This window comes from Amycolatopsis granulosa (genome assembly GCF_011758745.1).
GTDB lineage: Bacteria > Actinomycetota > Actinomycetes > Mycobacteriales > Pseudonocardiaceae > Amycolatopsis_E > Amycolatopsis_E granulosa.
In genome coordinates this window covers 2,397,353-2,415,268 of sequence record NZ_JAANOV010000001.1, presented here as the reverse complement: position 1 = coordinate 2,415,268, position 17,916 = coordinate 2,397,353, and the positions used below count along the sequence as shown (strand labels likewise).

23 protein-coding genes are annotated in these 17,916 nt (G+C 73.0%); 15 read left to right on the top strand and 8 right to left on the bottom strand.

Going from position 1 to position 17,916, the window contains the following annotated elements:
• The first annotated feature begins 26 nt into the window (after positions 1–26).
• Positions 27–347, top strand: coding sequence for a ferredoxin (gene fdxA, locus FHX45_RS11655; RefSeq protein WP_020420964.1), 321 nt, complete (start codon positions 27–29; stop codon positions 345–347).
• Positions 344–1,435, top strand: coding sequence for a succinyldiaminopimelate transaminase (gene dapC / locus FHX45_RS11650; protein ID WP_167099978.1), 1,092 nt, complete (start codon positions 344–346; stop codon positions 1,433–1,435). Before fdxA ends, dapC begins: the two co-directional genes overlap by 4 nt.
• A 76-nt stretch (positions 1,436–1,511) precedes the next feature.
• Here dapC and dapD read toward each other — a convergent pair whose 3' ends face one another.
• Both dapD and FHX45_RS11640 read right to left on the bottom strand, forming a co-directional pair.
• Positions 1,512–2,492, bottom strand: a complete 981-nt coding sequence (gene dapD, locus FHX45_RS11645) for a 2,3,4,5-tetrahydropyridine-2,6-dicarboxylate N-succinyltransferase (protein ID WP_167099975.1) — start codon at positions 2,490–2,492, stop codon at positions 1,512–1,514.
• A 15-nt stretch (positions 2,493–2,507) separates the two neighbouring features.
• Positions 2,508–2,942: a hypothetical protein gene (locus tag FHX45_RS11640; protein ID WP_167099972.1), complete on the bottom strand. Its 435-nt coding sequence runs from the start codon at positions 2,940–2,942 to the stop codon at positions 2,508–2,510.
• Between the two features lie 34 nt (positions 2,943–2,976).
• Between FHX45_RS11640 and dapE the strand changes: the two genes are divergently transcribed.
• The 3 genes from dapE to FHX45_RS11625 are packed head-to-tail and all read left to right on the top strand — an operon-like array spanning position 2,977 to position 5,416.
• Positions 2,977–4,053, top strand: coding sequence for a succinyl-diaminopimelate desuccinylase (gene dapE / locus FHX45_RS11635; protein WP_167099969.1), 1,077 nt, complete (start codon positions 2,977–2,979; stop codon positions 4,051–4,053).
• A 25-nt stretch (positions 4,054–4,078) separates the two neighbouring features.
• Complete coding sequence (locus FHX45_RS11630; protein ID WP_167108766.1) at positions 4,079–4,849, top strand: TIGR00730 family Rossman fold protein; 771 nt, start codon at positions 4,079–4,081, stop codon at positions 4,847–4,849.
• Complete coding sequence (locus FHX45_RS11625) at positions 4,850–5,416, top strand: TIGR00730 family Rossman fold protein (RefSeq protein ID WP_167099966.1); 567 nt, start codon at positions 4,850–4,852, stop codon at positions 5,414–5,416.
• Positions 5,417–5,530: 114 nt separating this feature from the next.
• Here FHX45_RS11625 and FHX45_RS11620 read toward each other — a convergent pair whose 3' ends face one another.
• Positions 5,531–6,304 carry an SDR family oxidoreductase gene (locus tag FHX45_RS11620; protein ID WP_167099963.1) on the bottom strand — a complete coding sequence of 258 codons (774 nt, stop codon included), beginning with the start codon at positions 6,302–6,304 and terminating at the stop codon, positions 5,531–5,533.
• Between the two features lie 87 nt (positions 6,305–6,391).
• Here FHX45_RS11620 and FHX45_RS11615 point away from each other — a divergent pair, with 87 nt between their 5' ends.
• Positions 6,392–7,006, top strand: a complete 615-nt coding sequence (locus FHX45_RS11615) for a TetR/AcrR family transcriptional regulator (RefSeq protein WP_167099960.1) — start codon at positions 6,392–6,394, stop codon at positions 7,004–7,006.
• 48 nt (positions 7,007–7,054) lie between these two features.
• On the opposite strand, the gene FHX45_RS11610 is transcribed toward FHX45_RS11615, so the two are convergent.
• On the bottom strand, positions 7,055–7,726 hold the full coding sequence (locus tag FHX45_RS11610) for a 1-acyl-sn-glycerol-3-phosphate acyltransferase (protein WP_167099957.1): 672 nt from the start codon (positions 7,724–7,726) through the stop codon (positions 7,055–7,057).
• Between the two features lie 47 nt (positions 7,727–7,773).
• Here FHX45_RS11610 and FHX45_RS11605 point away from each other — a divergent pair, with 47 nt between their 5' ends.
• The 4 genes from FHX45_RS11605 to FHX45_RS11590 are packed head-to-tail and all read left to right on the top strand — an operon-like array spanning position 7,774 to position 10,041.
• Positions 7,774–8,724: a glucosyl-3-phosphoglycerate synthase gene (locus tag FHX45_RS11605; RefSeq protein WP_167099954.1), complete on the top strand. Its 951-nt coding sequence runs from the start codon at positions 7,774–7,776 to the stop codon at positions 8,722–8,724.
• Complete coding sequence (locus FHX45_RS11600) at positions 8,721–9,023, top strand: DivIVA domain-containing protein (RefSeq protein ID WP_167099951.1); 303 nt, start codon at positions 8,721–8,723, stop codon at positions 9,021–9,023. The genes FHX45_RS11605 and FHX45_RS11600 overlap by 4 nt, the downstream gene beginning before the upstream one ends.
• Positions 9,020–9,475, top strand: coding sequence for an SRPBCC family protein (locus FHX45_RS11595; RefSeq protein ID WP_167099948.1), 456 nt, complete (start codon positions 9,020–9,022; stop codon positions 9,473–9,475). The genes FHX45_RS11600 and FHX45_RS11595 overlap by 4 nt, the downstream gene beginning before the upstream one ends.
• The gene (locus FHX45_RS11590) at positions 9,472–10,041 is read left to right on the top strand and encodes a DNA-3-methyladenine glycosylase I (RefSeq protein WP_167099945.1); all 570 of its coding nucleotides are present in this window, start codon (positions 9,472–9,474) and stop codon (positions 10,039–10,041) included. Before FHX45_RS11595 ends, FHX45_RS11590 begins: the two co-directional genes overlap by 4 nt.
• A 38-nt stretch (positions 10,042–10,079) precedes the next feature.
• Here the strand turns inward: FHX45_RS11590 and FHX45_RS11585 are convergent, their stop codons facing one another.
• Complete coding sequence (locus tag FHX45_RS11585; protein WP_167099942.1) at positions 10,080–10,874, bottom strand: enoyl-CoA hydratase-related protein; 795 nt, start codon at positions 10,872–10,874, stop codon at positions 10,080–10,082.
• A 167-nt stretch (positions 10,875–11,041) separates the two neighbouring features.
• On the opposite strand from FHX45_RS11585, the gene FHX45_RS11580 reads away from it, so the two are divergent.
• On the top strand, positions 11,042–11,209 hold the full coding sequence (locus tag FHX45_RS11580; protein WP_081617745.1) for a DUF3117 domain-containing protein: 168 nt from the start codon (positions 11,042–11,044) through the stop codon (positions 11,207–11,209).
• Between the two features lie 72 nt (positions 11,210–11,281).
• On the top strand, positions 11,282–12,697 hold the full coding sequence (locus FHX45_RS11575) for a leucyl aminopeptidase family protein (protein WP_167099939.1): 1,416 nt from the start codon (positions 11,282–11,284) through the stop codon (positions 12,695–12,697).
• 10 nt (positions 12,698–12,707) lie between these two features.
• Here the strand turns inward: FHX45_RS11575 and FHX45_RS11570 are convergent, their stop codons facing one another.
• A complete protein-coding gene (locus FHX45_RS11570) occupies positions 12,708–13,637 on the bottom strand; it encodes a LysR substrate-binding domain-containing protein (protein ID WP_167099937.1) in 930 nt (309 codons plus the stop codon).
• A 102-nt stretch (positions 13,638–13,739) separates the two neighbouring features.
• On the opposite strand from FHX45_RS11570, the gene FHX45_RS11565 reads away from it, so the two are divergent.
• Positions 13,740–14,903, top strand: coding sequence for an MFS transporter (locus tag FHX45_RS11565; RefSeq protein WP_424923834.1), 1,164 nt, complete (start codon positions 13,740–13,742; stop codon positions 14,901–14,903).
• Positions 14,904–14,910: 7 nt separating this feature from the next.
• Here the strand turns inward: FHX45_RS11565 and FHX45_RS11560 are convergent, their stop codons facing one another.
• On the bottom strand, positions 14,911–15,690 hold the full coding sequence (locus FHX45_RS11560) for a helix-turn-helix transcriptional regulator (RefSeq protein ID WP_167099934.1): 780 nt from the start codon (positions 15,688–15,690) through the stop codon (positions 14,911–14,913).
• Positions 15,691–15,800: 110 nt separating this feature from the next.
• The gene (locus FHX45_RS11555; protein ID WP_167099931.1) at positions 15,801–16,439 is read right to left on the bottom strand and encodes a class I SAM-dependent methyltransferase; all 639 of its coding nucleotides are present in this window, start codon (positions 16,437–16,439) and stop codon (positions 15,801–15,803) included.
• A gap of 163 nt (positions 16,440–16,602) precedes the next feature.
• Here FHX45_RS11555 and sigE point away from each other — a divergent pair, with 163 nt between their 5' ends.
• Together sigE and FHX45_RS11545 are read left to right on the top strand one after the other, a co-directional pair.
• Positions 16,603–17,220, top strand: coding sequence for an RNA polymerase sigma factor SigE (gene sigE, locus FHX45_RS11550; RefSeq protein ID WP_167099928.1), 618 nt, complete (start codon positions 16,603–16,605; stop codon positions 17,218–17,220).
• The gene (locus FHX45_RS11545) at positions 17,217–17,873 is read left to right on the top strand and encodes an anti-sigma factor family protein (RefSeq protein WP_167099925.1); all 657 of its coding nucleotides are present in this window, start codon (positions 17,217–17,219) and stop codon (positions 17,871–17,873) included. The genes sigE and FHX45_RS11545 overlap by 4 nt, the downstream gene beginning before the upstream one ends.
• Positions 17,874–17,916 lie beyond the last annotated feature (43 nt).

The window sequence follows — 17,916 nt, the reverse complement described above, 5'->3', positions numbered from 1 at the left end:
ATCCTTTGACCTAGCAGGAGACCGCAGTGACGTACGTGATCGCCGAGCCCTGCGTCGACGTGCTCGACAAGGCGTGCATCGACGAGTGCCCTGTCGACTGCATCTACGAGGGCGACCGCATGCTCTACATCCACCCCGACGAGTGCGTGGACTGCGGCGCCTGCGAGCCGGTGTGCCCGGTCGAGGCGATCTACTACGAGGACGACGTGCCGGACGAGTGGGCCGAGTACACCAAGGCCAACGTCGACTTCTTCGACAGCCTGGGCTCGCCCGGCGGCGCCTCCAAGGTCGGCAAGACCAGCAACGATCCCCAGTGGATCAAGGACCTGCCGCCGCAGGGCGAATGAACCGCGGCGGTACCGGCCTGCCCGACTTCCCCTGGGACTCGCTCGCCGGGCCCGCGGCGCGGGCCAAGTCCCATCCGGGTGGCCTGGTCGACCTGTCGATCGGCACTCCGGTCGATCCGGTGCCGGAGTCGATCCGGGCCGCGCTGGCGTCGGTCTCCGAGATCCCGGGCTACCCGACCACGCACGGCACGCCCGAACTGCGCGCCGCCGCGGTGGCGGCGCTGCGCCGGCGGCACGGCGTGACGGGCGTGGACCCGGTGGCGGTGCTGCCCACGATCGGGTCCAAGGAGCTCGTGGCATGGCTGCCGCGGCTGCTCGGCGCCGAGCCGGGCGACACCGTGGTGATCCCCGAACTCGCGTACCCGACGTACGAAGTGGGTGCGCTGCTGGCCGGTGCCGGCGTGCTGCGCAGCGACGATCCGCGGGAGCTCGCCGAGCCGCCCGCGATGGTCTGGCTGAACTCGCCGTCCAACCCGACCGGCCGGGTGGCCGATGCGGGCACCCTCCGCGGCATCGTGGAGTGGGCGCGTGAGCAGGACGTGATCGTGGTCTCCGACGAGTGCTACCTCGCGCTCGGCTGGGAGGCCGATCCGGTGTCGATCCTGCACCCCTCGGTGTGCGGCGGCCGCCACGACAACCTGCTGGCCGTGCACTCGCTGTCCAAGTCCGCGAACCTGGCGAGCTACCGGGCCGGGTTCGTCACCGGTGACCCGGAGCTGGTCGCCGGGCTGCTGGCGGTGCGCAAGCACGCCGGCATGATCGTGCCGCGCCCGGTGCAGGAGGCGATGACCGCCGCGCTGGCCGACGACAGCGCGCTGGAGACCCAGCGCGAACGCTACGCGCGCCGCCGCGTGGTGCTGCACAAGGCGTTGCAGGACAACGGTTTCGACATCGACCACTCCGAGGCCGGGCTGTACCTGTGGGCCACCCGCGGGGAGGACGCCTGGCAGACCGTGCAGTGGCTGTCCGAGCGCGGGATCCTCGTCGCGCCGGGCACTTTCTACGGTCCCGCGGGCGGCCGGCACGTCCGGATCGCGCTGACCGCGACCGACGAGCGCGTCGAGGCCGCGGCCGAGCGGCTCCAGTAGCACCCCGTGCGGCATCGGCCGCGGCACTGCCGCCTGCCAGGCGCCGGTGAGCCCGGCGCCTGGCCGCGGGACGAACTCAGTTCGCGTGCAGCATTTCGTTCAGCTCGATGCCGGCCCCGGTGCGCGGCACGGCCTCGACCGCGCCGGTCCCGGAGTTGCGCCGGAACAACGCGCCGGAAATGCCGGACAGCTCACGCGCCTTGACGGTCTTGCCCTCGACCACGACCTTCGTGCCCGCGGTGACGTACAGCCCGGCCTCGACCACCGAGTCGTCACCCAGCGAGATGCCCACCCCGCCGTTGGCGCCGATCAGGCAGCGCTCACCGAGCGAGATGATCTCCTTGCCGCCGCCGGACAGCGTGCCCATGATCGACGCGCCGCCGCCGACGTCGGTGCCGTCGCCGACGACCACCCCGGCCGAGATGCGGCCCTCGACCATCGACGCGCCGAGCGTGCCGGCGTTGAAGTTCACGAAACCTTCGTGCATGACCGTGGTGCCACTGGCCAGGTGCGCGCCGAGGCGCACGCGGTCGGCGTCCCCGATCCGGACACCGGCCGGCACCACGTAGTCGACCATCCGCGGGAACTTGTCGACGCTGTAGACGGTGACCGGGCCGCGTGCGCGCAGCCGCAGGCGGGTCCGCTCGAAGCCCTCGACCTGGCACGGGCCGTGGTTGGTCCACACGACGTTGGCCAGCAGCCCGAAGATGCCGTCGAGGTTCTGCCCGTGCGGCTGCACCAGGCGGTGCGACAGCAGGTGCAGGCGCAGGTAGACGTCGTGCGCGTCGGCCGGGGGCTGCGCGAGGGTGCCGATGGTGGTGCGGACCGCGACCACCTCGACGCCGCGGGCGTCGTCCGGCCCGAGCAGCGCGGCGGCCTCCTCGCCCAGGAGCTCGGCGGCCTGGTCGCGGGTCAGCCGCTCGGTCCCGCTGGTGCCGGGCTCGCTCAGCTTGGGCTGGGGGAACCAGGTGTCCAGCACGGTCCCGTCGGTGGTGACGGTGGCCAGGCCGACGCCGTGCGCACCGGTGGTCTCGGGGTTCGGGGTCTGCTCGCTCACGGCCGTAACCGTAACTCAGTGGTTCGTCAGCTGGGTGTCCACCAGTTGCTTCGCCGACCGCAGGCTGTCCGCGATCGCGGTGAGCGCCGTGGTGCACGCGCCACCGGGCTGGGGGACGGTGTCGCAGTGGTTGTCGCGGTAGGCGCCGATGCCCTTGTCCAGGTCGTTCGCCGTGGCGACCAGGTCCGGGTGCTTGGTGCCGGCCTGCTCGCGCGCCAGGCCGGGGACGCTGCCCAGCTCGGTGACGTACTTGGCGCAGCCCCGGGGGGTCGATCCGGCCGGCTCGCGGAAGCACCCGTCGGTGGTGATGGCGTCGAGCTTGACCGACAGCGCGTACGGACTGGTCGCCTGGCCGACACTGCCCTTCGGGGTCGGCCCGGCCTCGTTGGAGCAGCCCGCCAGCACCAGTGCCACCGCGCCGAGGGTGATCAGGGGCTTCCACGTGCGCACGTGTTCACCGTACGGCACCCCTTAGAGTCGGGGCATGACCACTCTCGACCTGCACGCCGACCCGGTCGACCTGACCGCCGCGCTGGCGGACGTCCACAGCGTCTCCGGTCAGGAGGCCGCGCTCGCCGACGCGGTGCTGTCCGCCCTCCGTGCGCAGGCCGGGCACCTGGAGGTGGTGCGCAACGGCGACGCCGTGCTCGCCAGGACCAACCTGGGCCGCCGCTCGCGCGTGGTGCTCGCCGGGCACCTGGACACCGTGCCGGTCAACGAGAACCTCCCGGTGCGCCGCGAGGGCTCCGGCGACGACGAGGTGCTGCACGGGCTCGGCACGGTGGACATGAAGGGCGGCGACGCGGTGTTCCTGCACCTCGCGGCCACCGTCACCGAGCCGCGGCACGACGTCACGTTCGTCTTCTACGACAACGAGGAGGTCGAGGCCGTGCGCAACGGTCTCGGCCGCATCGAGCGGGAGCTGCCGGACTGGCTCGCCGGTGACCTGGCGATCGTCGGCGAACCGTCGAACGCGGTCGTCGAGGCCGGCTGCCAGGGCACCATGCGGGTCGAGCTGCGGTTGCCCGGCAGGCGCGCCCACACCGCGCGGGCGTGGATGGGTGTGAACGCGATCCACGCGCTCGGCGAACCGCTGCGGCGGCTGGAGGCGTACCAGGCGCGGACCGTGGACATCGACGGCCTCACCTACCGGGAGGGCCTGCAGGCGGTGCGGGTCTCCGGCGGCGTCGCCGGCAACGTCGTGCCGGACGAGGCGGTGCTCGCGGTGAACTTCCGGTTCGCCCCGGACCGCAGCGCGGAACAGGCGGAAAAGCACCTGCGGGAGGTGTTCGACGGCTACGAACTGTCCGTTGTGGACTTGTCACCGGGCGCGCTGCCCGGGCTGACCGCGCCCGCGACGGCCGAGCTGGTCGAGGCGGCGGGCGGCCGGGTCGCGGCGAAACTGGGCTGGACCGACGTGGCCCGGTTCGCCGCGCTGGGCATGCCGGCGGTGAACTTCGGCCCGGGTGATCCGACCCTCGCGCACACCCGCGAGGAGCGCGTGGCGGCCCGGGAGATCCGGCAGGTTACGCGGGTGCTGCGGGACTTCCTGGCCCAGTAAGCTCGGCGAGGTGACAGGGTCAGAGGTGGACGGAACGTCCGAGTATCCCGAGCACCCGCGGGAGAAGCAGCGGGGACCGGTCGTGCTGCGCCGCGACCGGCGCATCGAGTCGACCACGACCGACCAGCGCCTGCTCGACTCGCGCGGGCCCAGCGACTGGGTGCACACCGACCCGTGGCGGGTCATGCGCATCCAGGCCGAGTTCGTCGAGGGCTTCGGCGCGCTGGCCGAGGTGCCGCGCGCGGTCACCGTGTTCGGTTCCGCCCGCACGCCCCGCGACCACCCCGAGTACGAGCTGGGCCGCAAGATCGGTGCCGGCCTGGCCGGCGCCGGGTTCGCCGTGATCACCGGCGGCGGCCCGGGCGCGATGGAGGCGGTCAACCGCGGCGCGTCGGAAGCCGGCGGTCTGTCCGTCGGGCTGGGCATCGAGCTGCCGTTCGAGCAGGGTCTGAACCCGTGGGTCGATCTCGGGGTGAACTTCCGGTATTTCTTCGCCCGCAAGACGATGTTCATCAAGTACGCGCAGGCGTTCATCTGCCTGCCCGGCGGGTTCGGCACACTGGACGAGTTGTTCGAGGCGCTCACGCTGGTCCAGACCAAGAAGGTGACGAAGTTCCCGGTGGTCCTGTTCGGACGGTCCTACTGGGGCGGGCTCTACGACTGGGTGCGCGACTCGGTGCACGCCCAGGGCAAGATCAGCGATTCGGACCTCGCGCTGCTGCACCTCACCGACGACGTGGACGAGGCGGTCGCGATGGTCGAGGATGCCTACAAGGCATGGGAGGACACGCACTAGGTGAAGCGGATCTGTGTGTTTTGCGGGTCGTCCGGCGGCGGCGATCCGGTGTACGCCGACGCGGCCACCGGGCTGGGCAAGCTGCTCGCCGAGCGCGGCATCGGACTGGTGTACGGCGGCGCGAGCGTCGGCCTGATGGGTGCGGTCGCCGGTGGCGCGCTGGCCGCGGGCGGCGAGGTGATCGGCGTGATCCCGGAGCACCTCAAGCGCGTCGAGATCGCTCACGACCACCTGTCGGAGCTGGTGGTGACCGCCGACATGCACGAGCGCAAGGCGAAGATGGCCGAGTACGCCGACGCCTTCCTCGCCCTGCCCGGCGGGGCGGGCACCCTCGAGGAGCTGGCCGAGGTCTGGACCTGGGCGCAGCTGGGGCTGCACGGCAAGCCGATCGGGCTGGTCGACGTGGCCGGGTACTACCGGCCGTTCCGCGACTTCATCGACCACATGGTGGCGGAGAAGTTCCTGCGCCCGGAGCACCGGGACCTGGTCTTCGTGGACGAGGACCCCGCCGCGCTGCTGGACGCGTTCGCGGCCTACCGGGCGCCCGACGTGGCGAAGTGGCAGTAGCGGCCGGGCACCCCGCCCACCGCGCGAACCGGTTCGCCTCTCGCACCCGATCCCACCGGTGAGTTCCCCCGGGCGGGAGGTCCCGTGGTGGGACTCCCGCCCGGGGGCGCGGGCTCACAGGCCGGAGCCGCCGGTCGCGTCGACCACCTTGCCGGTGACCCAGCGCGCGTCGTCCGAGGCGAGGAAGGCCACGACGTCGGCCACGTCCTCCGGGCGGCCCACGCGGCCCAGCGCGGCGAGGGAAGCCGCGTGGGCTTCGGCCTCCGGGTTGCCCCGCAGCCACCCCGCGTTGACGTCGGTGTCGATGATCCCGGGCGCGACCGAGTTCACGGTGATGCCCCGGGCGCCCAGCTCCTTGGCGAGGTTGCGGGTGAAGTTGTCCAGGGCGCTCTTGGTGGCGCCGTAGGCGATGGCCTCCGGCATGGCGAGGTGGGCCGCGCCGCTGGAGATGTTGATGATCCGGCCGGCGTCGCGCAGTCGTTTCAGGCCCTCTTGCACGATGAAGAACGGCGCTCGCACGTTGACGGCGAAGACCTCGTCGAACCCGTCCTCGGTCAGTGCGGCCAGGTCCGCACTGCGTCCGATACCCGCGTTGTTGACGATGATGTCGACGGCCGGCCCGGGTGCGTGGTGGCGGATCTCGGCGTCGAAGCCCGACCACAGGGCCGCGGCGTCGCCGTGCCGGCCCAGCGGTGCGTGGATGGCGAAGGCCCGGCCGCCGTCCTTCCGGATGCGCTCCACGGTGTCGTGCGCCGCGTCTTCGTCGCGGGCGTAGGTCAGTGCGACGAGGGCACCGTCCTGGGCGAGCCGCTCCGCGACGGCGCGCCCGATGCCCCTGCTGCCTCCGGTGACGAGCGCGATCTTGCCCTCGAGCTGCTGCGTACCCATGATCGTAGGCCACCTTCCATTTGTTGAGTGATCGACCAAGAAAGACCGTAGCACGGTTTGTTGGTCGAGCGTTCTAGAATGTGACGTATGACCGAGACAGCGAAACGCGGCCGCCCGCGCACCTTCGACCGCGCAGCCGCGCTCACCGCGGCCACGCGCCTGTTCTGGGAGCGCGGCTACGAAGGCGTTTCCATCGGCGAGCTGACCGAGGCGATGGGCATCCGCTCAGGAAGCCTGTACGCGGCCTTCGGGGACAAGAAGTCGCTGTTCGAGGAAGTCGTCGAGGCCTACGGCCGGTCAGCTGTCGGCGGCTTCGCCGGTGCGGCGCTTCGCGAGGAGCCCACGGCTTACCGGGCGTTCGCGCGCATCCTCCGGGAGGCCGCGGTCATCTACCCGGACCCCTCGCACCCGGCGGGCTGCCTGGCCATGAGCGCGGCGATCAACGTCAGCCCGCAGGACACCGAAGTGCGCGCATTCCTGCGTGACCTGCGCAACAAGAACGTAGCGGGGTTCGAGGCCCGGCTGCGGGAGGCACAGCGGGCGGGGGAACTGCCCGCCGAGGCCAGCCCCCGCGCCCTGGCCGAGTACTTCGCCACCGTCCTCCAGGGACTCTCGCAACGAGCCCAGGACGGCGCCACCGCCACTCAGCTGACCGAGGTGGCCGAACTGGCGCTGGCGGCCTGGCCGGCAGCGCAACGCTGATCAGTCCACCCGGTCCGGCCGGCCGGAGCACGATCTTCAGCGGGAGTGCTAGGCGGCTTCCCCGGGCCGCTTGTGGTACTTGTCCACGTACTCCTGCCCGGACAGCTCGGCGATCGCGTACATCACCTCGTCGGTGACCGCGCGCCGGATGGCCGGTGAGGCGTCCAGCCCGTCGTAGCGCGAGAAGTCCAGCGGCTCGCCGAACTCCACGACGACCTTCGCGAACCGCGGGAACAGCTTGCCGTTCGGCACCAGCTTCTCCGTCCCGATCAGCGCCACGGGCACCACCTTCGCGCCGGTCGCCAGCGCGAGCGACCCGACGCCGGTGTGCCCGCGGTGCAGCCGGCCGTCCAGCGACCGGGTGCCCTCCGGGTAGATGCCGAACACGCCGCCCTCGTCGAGCACCTTGCGGCCGGACTCCAGCGCGGCCAGCCCGGCCTTCGCGTTGCCGCGTTCGACCGGCACGAACCCCACCGCGTCCAGGAACGCGGCCATCAACCGGCCCTTCAGCCCCTTGCCGGTGAAGTACTCCGCCTTGCCGAGGAACCGCACCCGCCGCGGGCTGACCAGCGCGAGCAGCGTCGTGTCCACGGCCGCCCGGTGGTTCGGCGCGAGGATCACCGGCCCGTGCTCGGGAACCCGGTCCGCGCCACGCACCTCCGGCCGGTAGATCAGTTTGACCACCGGGACCGCCAGGACGCGGATGAGCTGGTAAAGCACGGTTCCTCCCGTTCGTCGTCGATCCCAGCATGGCACGATCGGCGGTCATGGACACCGGCTGGTTCGCGCGGCGCACGTGGCAGGAGCCCGATTTCGACCCGGCTGACCTGGTTCGGGCGAAAGCGGGCCGGACCGTGTCGGTGGTGCTGCCCGCGCTCGACGAGGAGGAGACGGTCGGTGACGTGATCGCCTCGGTGCGGCCACTGGCCGGCACCCTCGTCGACGAGCTCGTGGTGGTGGACTCCGGTTCCACGGACGCGACGATCGAGGTCGCCGCGGCGGCCGGCGCGCGGGTCGTGCGCCGCGAGGACGTGCTGCCGCACCTCGAACCGCTGCCGGGCAAGGGTGAGGTGCTGTGGCGGTCGCTCGCCGCGACCACCGGGGACCTCGTCGTGTTCCTCGACTCCGACCTGGTCGACCCCGACCCCGGGTTCGTGCCCGCGCTGCTCGGCCCGCTGCTGCTCGCCGAGGACGTGCACCTGGTGAAGGGGTTCTACCGGCGGCCGCTGCGGCTGGAGACGGCCGAGGCAGGCACCGGCGGCGGCCGGGTCACCGAGCTGCTCGCGCGGCCGGTGCTGTCCGCGTTGCGGCCCGCGCTGTCGTCGGTGGTCCAGCCGCTGGGCGGCGAGTACGCGGCGACCCGCGAGTTCCTCGAGTCGGTGCCGTTCGCGGCCGGGTACGGCGTGGAGATCGGGCTGCTGCTCGACGCCGAGGCCCGGTACGGCATGGACGGGCTCGCGCAGGTCAACCTCGGGGTGCGCAAGCACCGCAACCGGTCGCTGCTGCAGCTGGGCGTCATGGCCCGGCAGATCCTCGGCACGGCGCTGGCGCGCTGCGGGATCGACGCGGGCGCCTCCGGTGCGCTGACCCAGTTCGTCCCCGACGACGGAACGTGGCGGCCGCAGGTCACCGACGTCCTGGTCGCCGACCGGCCGCCCATGCGGCAGGTGCGCTCGCGGGACGAACCACGGCCCGGTGTGACACGATTTCCTGCGTGACGACCGCCCTGATCTACCTCGTGATCATGCTGCTGGTGGCGGCGGTGGTGTTCCTGCTGGCCGCCGTCGTGTTCGGCCGCGGCGAGGAGCTCGCGCCGCTGCCGCCGGGCAGCTCGCCGACGCGGCTGCCGGTGCGCGACATCACCGGGGAGGACGTGCGGGAGGTGCGCTTCCAGCTCGTCCTGCGCGGGTACAAGATGTCCGAAGTGGACTGGGTGATGCGGCGCCTCGGCGGCGAGATCGACACGCTCCGGCACCGGGTCGCCGAGCTCGAGGCGGAACGGCAGACGTCGGGATGATCGATCTGGTCCTGTCGGTGGACGTGCAGGCGGACGCCGGCACCACGTGGCTCGCGCTGACCGACTGGGAGCGGCAGCACGAGTGGATGCTGGGCACCTACGTCGAGGTGGCCGAGGGCGACGGCCGCAGCGTCGGGTCGAAGCTGACGGCGTTCACCGGCGTGCGCGGGGTGGGGTTCACCGATCCGATGGAGATCACCAGCTGGGAGCCGCCGGTGCGGTGCACGGTCCGTCACGTGGGCAGCGTCGTCAAGGGCACCGGGGCGTTCCACGTGCACGCGAAGGGACCGCACCGGTCCACGTTCGTCTGGGCGGAGAGCCTCGTGCCGCCGCTCGGGCCCGCGGGGCAGCTGGGCTGGCCGGTCGTCAAGCCCGCGTTCGTGCTCGGGCTGCGGTACTCGTTGAAACGGTTCGCCAGGTTCGCGGAGGGTTACACGGTGGGGCAGGCATGACGGCGACGGTCGGCGCCGACGGGGTGGCGCGGTGCCCGTGGGGGAACTCGGCCCCGGACTACGCCGAGTACCACGACACCGAGTGGGGCGTGCCGGTGCGCGGGCAGGACGCGCTGTACGAGCGGCTGTGCCTGGAGGCGTTCCAGTCGGGGCTGTCCTGGATCACCATCCTGCGCAAGCGCGCCGGCTTCCGGGCCGCGTTCGCCGGGTTCGTGCCGGAGAAGGTGGCCCTGTTCGGCGACGACGACGTCGAGCGCCTGATGGCCGACGCCGCCATCGTGCGGAACCGGGCCAAGATCCTCGCCGCGATCACCAACGCCCGCGCGGTCGTCGCGCTGGACCAGCCGCTGGACGAGCTGCTGTGGTCGTTCGCGCCGGCGGGGGAGCGCCCGCGCCCCCGCACCATGGCCGACGTCCCGGCGATCACGCCCGAGTCGACGGCCATGGCGAAGGCGCTGAAGAAACGCGGGTTCGCCTTCGTCGGGCCGACCACGTGCTACGCGCTGATGCAGGCCACCGGCATGGTCGACGACCACCTGGCGACCTGCTTCCGCGCGACTCCGTGACCCGGCGCCGGCCGTGGCTCCGCGGTCCGGACCTCGACCTACTTGCCCTGGAAGTCCGGCTTGCGCTTGGCGACGAACGCCTCCACCGCCTCGCGGTGGTCGGCCGTCGAGCCGAGCACCGTCTGGGCGGCGTCCTCGGCGGCGAGCGCGTCCTCCAGCGAGCCCTCCGCGGCGACCGTCAGGACCTGCTTGATCTTGGCGTAGCTCACCGTCGGCCCGGCGGCCAGCTTCGCCGCGACCGCCTGGGCCCGGTCGGCCAGCTCCTCGTCCCCGACGACCTCGGTGACCAGTCCCAGGGAGAGCGCTTCCCCGGCGTCTACGGTGCGGGCGAGCAGCATCAGCTCGGCCGCCCGCCCGTACCCGACGAGCCGCTGCAGCGTCCACGACGCGCCCGAGTCCGGACCCAGCCCGACGTTCGCGAAGGCCATCAGGAAGTTCGCCGAGGACGCCGCGATGCGCAGGTCGGCGGCGTAGGCGAAGGCCGCCCCGGCGCCCGCGGCCGGCCCCTTGACCGCCGCGACGACCGGCTTCGGCATGCCGACGATCTCCCGGACGATGGGGTTGTAGTGGTCCTGGACCGTGCGCAGCGGCGCCGGGTCGCCGGCCTGGAGCAGCCCGACGTGCTCCTTGAGGTCCTGGCCCGCGCAGAACGCCTTGCCTGCTCCGGTCAGCACCACCGCGCGCACCGCCGGGTCCCCGGCCGCCTCGCGCAGCGCGGCCAGCAGGCGCTCCTTGAGTTCCACGGTGAGTGAGTTGTACGCGGCGGGGCGGTTCAACGTCACGGTGCGGACGCCCTCGGCGTCGGCGGTGAGCAGCACGTCCTCTGAGGTCACCGGAGGTCCTCCTGATATCTCGGGTACGGGGGATACCAAACACCCAAGCAAACACGAAAAGATCGGTCCGCGTTCGCGCGCCCATCCTGATGAGGGAGAATGGGCCTGACCCGGTTGGCTTGAAGAGCGCGACCCGGGCGCGCCGGTTGATACGGAGGGAGCACGCTATGGCGGCCATGAAGCCCCGGACCGGAGATGGTCCCCTCGAGGTGACTAAGGAGGGGCGGGGCCTCGTGATGCGCGTTCCGCTCGAGGGCGGTGGGCGACTTGTCGTCGAGCTGTCGGCCGAAGAGGCCAAGGACCTGGGGGTCGCCCTGCAGGAGGCCACCAGCTGAGCTGTTCCCGTCCCGTCGTCACCGGCTGACGTCACGCGCGGCCGCAGTCCCCGAGTTCCAGGAGGTCGCCAGATGGCGCGCTTTCCCCTGCCGTCCGTTCCCAGCCGGCTGATCGACGTCGAGGTCGCCGGCGAGCGCCGCCGCGGCGCCGAGCGGGCCGTGCTGGTTCCGGCGGGCCCGGCCGGTGGGGCGGAGCACTCCGGCAAGGCCGGTGAGGTCCGGCGGATGCCCGGCGGGGACGCGCGCTGGCTGGTCGGGATCGGCGACGGTGAGCCCGCGCGGTGGCGCACCGCGGGCGCCGCGCTCGCCCGGGAGGCCGCCGACGCCGTCCCGGCGGTCCAGGTCGAACTGCCCGCGGACACCACCGGGGAGCAGGTGGCGGAGCTGATGCTGGGTGCCCTGCTCGGTGGGTACCGCTTCCGGGTCAGTGCGGATGCCGGCCCGGGTGTGCTGCGCACCCTGCGGCTGGTCACCCAGGACGCCGGGCACCAGCGGGTCGTGGCGCGCGTGCGGGCGCTGGCGGAGGCGACGGCGCTGGCCCGCGACCTCGCGAACACCCCATCGAACATCAAGAACCCGGAGTGGCTGGCGGACACGGCCGCGCGTCTGGCCGGCGAGGTGCCCGGCCTGTCGGCCACCATCCGGGACGAGCAGTGGCTGGCCGCGCAGGGCTTCGGCGGGATGCTCGCGGTCGGCGGCGGCTCGGCGAGCCCGCCGCGGCTGATCGAGCTGACCTACCGGCCGCGCGGCGCGCTCCGGCACCTGCTGCTGGTCGGCAAGGGCATCACGTTCGACACCGGCGGCCTGTCCGTGAAGCCCGCCGACGGGATGCACCTGATGCGCACCGACATGGCCGGCGGTGGTGCGGTCATCGCCGCGGCGCGGGCGATCGCCGCGCTGCGCCTGCCGGTGCGCGTGACGGCGCTGGTGCCGGCGGCCGAGAACCACGTGTCCGGGTCGTCGTACCGGCCGGGCGACGTGGTGCGGCACTACGGCGGGCGGACCACCGAGGTGTCCAACACCGACGCCGAGGGCCGGATGGTGCTGGCCGACGCGCTGGCGTACGGCATCCGCCGGTTCGGCCCGGACGCGGTGGTCGACGTGGCGACCCTGACCGGCGCCATGAAGGTCGCGCTGGGCCTGCGGACCGGCGGGTTGTTCGCGACGGACGACAAGCTGGCCGACGAGATCCGCGAGGCCGGCGCGAGCGTCGGGGAGGCGTGGTGGCGGATGCCGCTGCTGGACGCCCACGCCGACGCGGTGCGCGGCGAGCTGGGCGACGTCAGGCAGGCGCCCGGCGGTCCCGGCGGCATCACGGCGGCGCTGTTCCTGCGCGAGTTCACCGAGGGCCTGCCGTGGGCCCATCTGGACATCGCGGGTCCCGCCCGCGCCGAGAAGCCCTACGCGGAAGTGGTCCCCGGCGCGACCGGTTTCGCGGCGCGGACGCTGGTGGCGTTCGCGGAGGCGTTCGGGTCGGACCAGGCCTAGACCCGGCGCGTCAGGCGTAGCGCGTGCCGTTCGCGCGGACGTAGTCGCGGAAGGTGCGCACCGCCGGGGTCAGCTGCTCGCCCGCCCGCCAGGCCGCCCCGATCGTGCGGCTGACCCGGGGGGACAGCGGCACCTCCACCACTCCGGCCGGTGATGCGCCCGCGAAGTGCGGCAGCAGCGCGACCCCGAGTCCCGCCGCCACCAGGCCGCGGGCGGTGTCCGATTCCTGGCTCTCGAACGCGATCTTCGGCTCGAACCCGGCCGCCGCGCACAGGTCGTCCACGATCTGGCGCAGCCCGTAGCCGTGCTCGAGCGTCACGAACGGCTCGTCGGCCAGCTCGGCGACCCGGATCCGGCGGCGCCGCGCCAGCGGGTGCGCCTCCGGAACCGACAGCAGCAGCTCCTGCTCCGACAGCGCGAAACCGTCCAGCGCCGGGTCGTCGGGCAGCGGAGCCACCAGGGCGAGGTCCAGTTCGCCGCCGGCCAGACGGTCCAGCACGTGCTGTCGCGACCCCTGGACCAGCGAGAACCGCACGCCCGGATGGCCGGCCCGGAAACCGTGCAGCAGCGAGGGGACCAGCCACCGGCCGAGCAGGTGCAGGAAGCCCAGCACCACGTGCCCGCTGTCCGGTGCGATCTCCTCCCGGGTCTGCCGCACGCCGGTCTCGACCACGGTGAGTGCCCGGGCCGCACTCGCGGCGAGGATTTCGCCCGCCCGCGTCAGGCGCACCCCGCGCCCGTCCGGCTGGGTCAGCGGCGCCCCGACGACTTCGGACAGCGCGGCGAGCCGTCGGCTCACCGTCGGTTGCGGGATGCCGAGCCGCTCCGCCGCACGGGTGATGTTGCGAGTGTTCCGGACGGCCGCCAGCAGGGCCAGGCTGGGCGCCAGCTGCGCGGCCAGCCGCTGGTCGGAGGCTTCCCCGCCAATCTCATACGACACGGTATGGATGATGCCACTTCGTCGTATTGGACGTATTGATTAGCGAAGCTTACTTTCGAGGTCGTGTCAGTCGATGTGCTCGCCATGCCGGTCACCCGCCGGGTGAAGCTCGCGGTCGCCGCCGCGGGTATCTCCTCGTTCGCGCTGCTCTACGCCCCGCAGCCGGTCCTGCCGCAGCTTGCCGCGCAGTTCCACCTCGACCCCGGTTCGGCCTCGCTCGCCGTGTCGGTGGCGACTGGGGCGCTGGCCATCGCGGTACTGCCGATCGCGGCGTTGTCGGAGATCCTCGGCAGGCGGCCGATCATCATCGCGTCGGTGACGCTGTCGGTCGTGCTGGGCCTGGTGATGCCGCTCGCACCGTCGTACCCGGTGCTGCTCGTGCTGCGGGCGCTGCAGGGGGTGGCGATCGCCGGCTTCCCGGGGGTCGCCTCGGCCTACCTGGTGGAGCAGCTCGGCAAGACCGGGGTGGCCGCGGCGGTCGGTGCGATGATCGCGGGCAACACGGTGGGCGGCATGCTCGGCCGGCTGTCCGCCGGGTTCAGCGCCGGGGCGCTGGGCTGGCACGGCGCACTGGCTGTCGTCGCGGGGGTGGCGCTGGCCTTCAGCGCGACGACGATCCTGGCCCTGCCCGGCGCCTCCCGGACGGCGCCGGGGGAGCGGTCCCCGAACGTGCTGAGCGGAGTGGGCATGGCGCTGCGGCGGCCGGTGCTGCTGGTGCAGTACGGCGTGGCGATGCTCGCGATGGGCGCCTTCGTGGCGATGTACAACGCGGCCGGCTTCCGGTTGACCGGTGCGCCGCTCAACTTGTCACCGGCGGTGGCGTCGCTGGTGTTCCTGGCCTACGCGGTGGGTTCGGTGTCGTCCTCGAACGCGGGCCGGCTGGTCGCCCGGTTCGGCCGGCGGCGGGCGGTGCTCGGCGGGCTGGCCGTGATGGCGACCGGGATCCTGCTCACGCTGCCCGATTCGCTGCCGCTGGTGGTGGCCGGATTCGTGGTGCTCACCGGCGGGTTCTTCGCCGCCCACGCGGTGGCGAACGGGTGGGCCGCGGCCGAGGCCCCGGAGGGCGCGCGCGGCCAGGCGTCCGGCGCCTACACCCTGGCCTACTACCTGGGCAGCAGCGTCGGCGGCACGCTCGGCAGCGTGGTGTTCGGCCACTTCGGCTGGAGCTGGCTCGTCGGCGTGGCCGTGCTGTGGCTGGGGCTGGCCGGGCTGGCGGTGGCGCGCCTGACCGGCCGGGCCCGCTCGCGCGCGGCGGTTCCGGCCTGACCTCGCGTCACCGGCGCCGCCGCCGGTCCTGGGCGCCGGCCGAGGCGAGAGCGGGCAGCGCGATCAGGACCGGCGTCGACCAGTCCGCGCCGAGGTCGAGGTGCACGTCCCGCTGGTGGACCGGGGCCTGCGCCGACACGTGGACCGCCCGGGAGGACGCCCCGACCACGCTGCGCCCCGGCAGGAGCTGCGCCGCCGCACCGGCCCGGCTCGGCAGCGCCGAGGACAGCACCCAGTACGTGCCCGGCGGAACGCCGCCGAGCAGGAAATCACCCGGCTGCGCCAGCAGCGTGCCGCTGACCGGGAACCCGCGCGCCACGCGCTTCGGGAACAGGCCGACGTACACCGCGGGGTCCGGGCCGAGCGCCACCGCCGCCGCCGGGCTCAGCCGGACGGTGCCCATCACCGTGCCACCGGTGCGATCGCCGCCCGGGAGGACGACCGGTCGCGGCGGCGAGCCGGTGAGGACCTCCGGCAGCCGCCGGAACTCCACCGGCGTGGCGCCGACCGCCGCGGTGAACCGCGTGGTGAACGTGCCCGGTGCGGAGAACCCGACCGCGTTGCAGACGTCGATGATCCGCTCGTCACCGCGCAACAGCAGCTGTTTGGCCTTCTCGAACCGCCGCGCGGTGAGGTACTGGCCGGGCGGCAGGCCCAGCTCCTGCTCGAACACGCGCGCCAGGTGGAACGGGCTGTAGCCGACGTGGTCCGCGACGTCCCCCAGCCCGATGGGTTCCGCCGCGCGGGTGCTGATGAACCGCGCGGCGCTGACGACTGCCTCACGCATGTGCCGACCCCTCGCCGATCCGGACAGTTCCAGATGAGCAGATCGTGCCCCAGGGGTACGACAATTTCGAGCGGCGTCACTCCCGGTCCGCGCGCCGACACGGACCAGCGCTACTGGACCGCGGCGACCAGCATCCCCCCGCCGACCGGCAGCAGTGCCGGCACCAACCGCTCGTCCTCGCGGATCGCCCGCGCCAGCTCACGCGCCGCCAGCAGCGCCGGATCCCGCCGCTCGCCGCGCGCGGCGTCCGTCACGCCGTGGAACGCGATCACCCCGCCCTGCCGCAGCAGCTGCACCCCGTGTTCGTAGTAGCGCGGGTACTCCGCCCGCGCGGCGTCCACGAACACCAGGTCGTACCCGCCGCTGGTCAGCCGCGGCAGGACGTCCAGCGCCCGGCCCATGATCAACCGCGTCCGGCCGGGCGGGTACCCCGCCTCGCGGAGCGTGCGACGCGCCGCGTGGTGGTGCTCCGGCTCGATGTCGATCGAGGTCAGGACGCCGTCCGGGGCCATGCCCCGCAGCAGGTAGAGCCCGCTGACCCCGACGCCGGTGCCGATCTCGACAACCGCGCGGGCGCGCAGGCTGGTCGCCAGGAAGCACAGCGCCGCCCCGGCGTCCGGCTCCAGCACCGCGCAACCCAGCTCCTCCGCCCGCACGCGTGCGGTGAGCAGCGCGGCGTCGGCGGGGTGGCCGGGCAGGTAGCCCTCGGTGTGGTCGCCGCCACTCGCCGCGAGCGTCTCGGAGGTCACGCGGGCAAGGTTAGCGCCGGCCGCCGCCAAACCCGTGCAGGACGTGCACAGTTCTCTCAGGTGACTCTCAGTCTCGTCTCACCACCTCCATAAGGAGAGGGGCGATGCTGGGAACACGGGGCCGATGGCCCGCGTTGGAGAGATCAGTTGGGAGAACAGCCTGATGGAGGTGCCGTCCCCCACGATGCAGAACAGCCTGAAGAACGACCAGGCCGAGGGCCAGCCGGTCACGGTGGACGAGTCCGCGTGGACTCCGCCGTCGTGGGACGAGGTTGTCCGCGAGCACGGCGACCGGGTGTACCGGCTCGCCTACCGGCTGACGGGCAACAGCCACGACGCCGAGGACCTCACCCAGGAGACGTTCATCCGGGTGTTCCGCTCGCTGGCCTCCTACAAGCCCGGCACCTTCGAAGGCTGGCTCCACCGCATCACCACGAACCTGTTCCTGGACATGGCGCGCCGCCGTTCGCGGGTGCGCATGGAGGGGCTGCCCGAGGACACCGACCGCATCGTCGGTGACGACCCGAGCCCCGAGCAGGTCTACAGCGACACCCACCTGGATCCGGACCTGCAGGCCGCGCTCGACGAGCTGCCGCCGGAGTTCCGCGCCGCCGTGGTGCTGTGCGACGTCGAAGGACTGTCCTACGAGGAGATCGGTGCGACGCTCGGCGTGAAGCTGGGCACCGTGCGCAGCCGGATCCACCGCGGCCGGCAGGCGCTGCGTGCCTCGCTCGAACGGCGCCGGGCGGCCAAGGAGGAGTCCGTGGGGGTTTCCGCATGAGCGAACCGCGAGGCTGGGGCCTGCCCGAGTCTCACCTGCTTCCCGACGCCGTCGTCGCCTTCGTGGACGGCGAGATGGGCCTGGGCGCCCGTGAGCGCGCCGCGTCGCACGTGGCGCGGTGCCCGGTCTGCGCGGCCGAGGTGACCTCACAACGTCAGGTGCGCGCGGCCGTGCGACACGCGCAGGCACCCTCGATGCCCGCCGGCCTGATGGCGGTCCTGCGCAACATCCCGCAGGACACCGACCTGCCGACCAGCCCGGACAACCTCGCGATGACCGAGGACGGGCAGCTGGTGGCGATCCAGCGACCCGACCGGGTGGCCGGTCTCCAATCGTCCCCTTTCGGATCTTCGGCGCCGCTCGGGTCGAGCGCGCCACTCGGTAGCGGTTCCGCGGTACTGGGCGCGCAGCGCCAGCCGTCCGTGCGGCGCCGCGTCGCGCAGGGCGCGGGAGTGGCCGTGTCCGGTCTCGTCCTGAGCGCGCTGGCGCTCGTCGCGACCTCGGCGACCAGCGCCGACCCGACCCCGTCCAACCCGGAGCCGGGTCCGGCGCCCGCACCGGGTGTGCTGCGTGCCCAGCTCGGTGGCGAGCCCGCCGTCCCGGCGAGTGCCACGACGACCACGACGGCTCCCACGCCCGTGGCCGGGCGCTGACGCGCCCTTCACCGTCCGCCCGGGACAATCGGTGGCGTAGGGT

What these genes read in the sequence shown, in the direction of transcription:
- dapC (WP_167099978.1), top strand. Translation starts at nt 344, where the DNA reads ATGAACCGCGGCGGTACCGGCCTGCCCGACTTCCCCTGGGACTCGCTC.
- dapE (WP_167099969.1), top strand. Translation starts at nt 2,977, where the DNA reads ATGACCACTCTCGACCTGCACGCCGACCCGGTCGACCTGACCGCCGCG.
- FHX45_RS11620 (WP_167099963.1), bottom strand. Translation starts at nt 6,304, where the DNA reads ATGGGTACGCAGCAGCTCGAGGGCAAGATCGCGCTCGTCACCGGAGGC.
- FHX45_RS11615 (WP_167099960.1), top strand. Translation starts at nt 6,392, where the DNA reads ATGACCGAGACAGCGAAACGCGGCCGCCCGCGCACCTTCGACCGCGCA.
- FHX45_RS11605 (WP_167099954.1), top strand. Translation starts at nt 7,774, where the DNA reads ATGGACACCGGCTGGTTCGCGCGGCGCACGTGGCAGGAGCCCGATTTC.
- FHX45_RS11595 (WP_167099948.1), top strand. Translation starts at nt 9,020, where the DNA reads ATGATCGATCTGGTCCTGTCGGTGGACGTGCAGGCGGACGCCGGCACC.
- FHX45_RS11590 (WP_167099945.1), top strand. Translation starts at nt 9,472, where the DNA reads ATGACGGCGACGGTCGGCGCCGACGGGGTGGCGCGGTGCCCGTGGGGG.
- FHX45_RS11580 (WP_081617745.1), top strand. Translation starts at nt 11,042, where the DNA reads ATGGCGGCCATGAAGCCCCGGACCGGAGATGGTCCCCTCGAGGTGACT.
- FHX45_RS11575 (WP_167099939.1), top strand. Translation starts at nt 11,282, where the DNA reads ATGGCGCGCTTTCCCCTGCCGTCCGTTCCCAGCCGGCTGATCGACGTC.
- FHX45_RS11560 (WP_167099934.1), bottom strand. Translation starts at nt 15,690, where the DNA reads ATGCGTGAGGCAGTCGTCAGCGCCGCGCGGTTCATCAGCACCCGCGCG.
- sigE (WP_167099928.1), top strand. Translation starts at nt 16,603, where the DNA reads ATGGAGGTGCCGTCCCCCACGATGCAGAACAGCCTGAAGAACGACCAG.
- FHX45_RS11545 (WP_167099925.1), top strand. Translation starts at nt 17,217, where the DNA reads ATGAGCGAACCGCGAGGCTGGGGCCTGCCCGAGTCTCACCTGCTTCCC.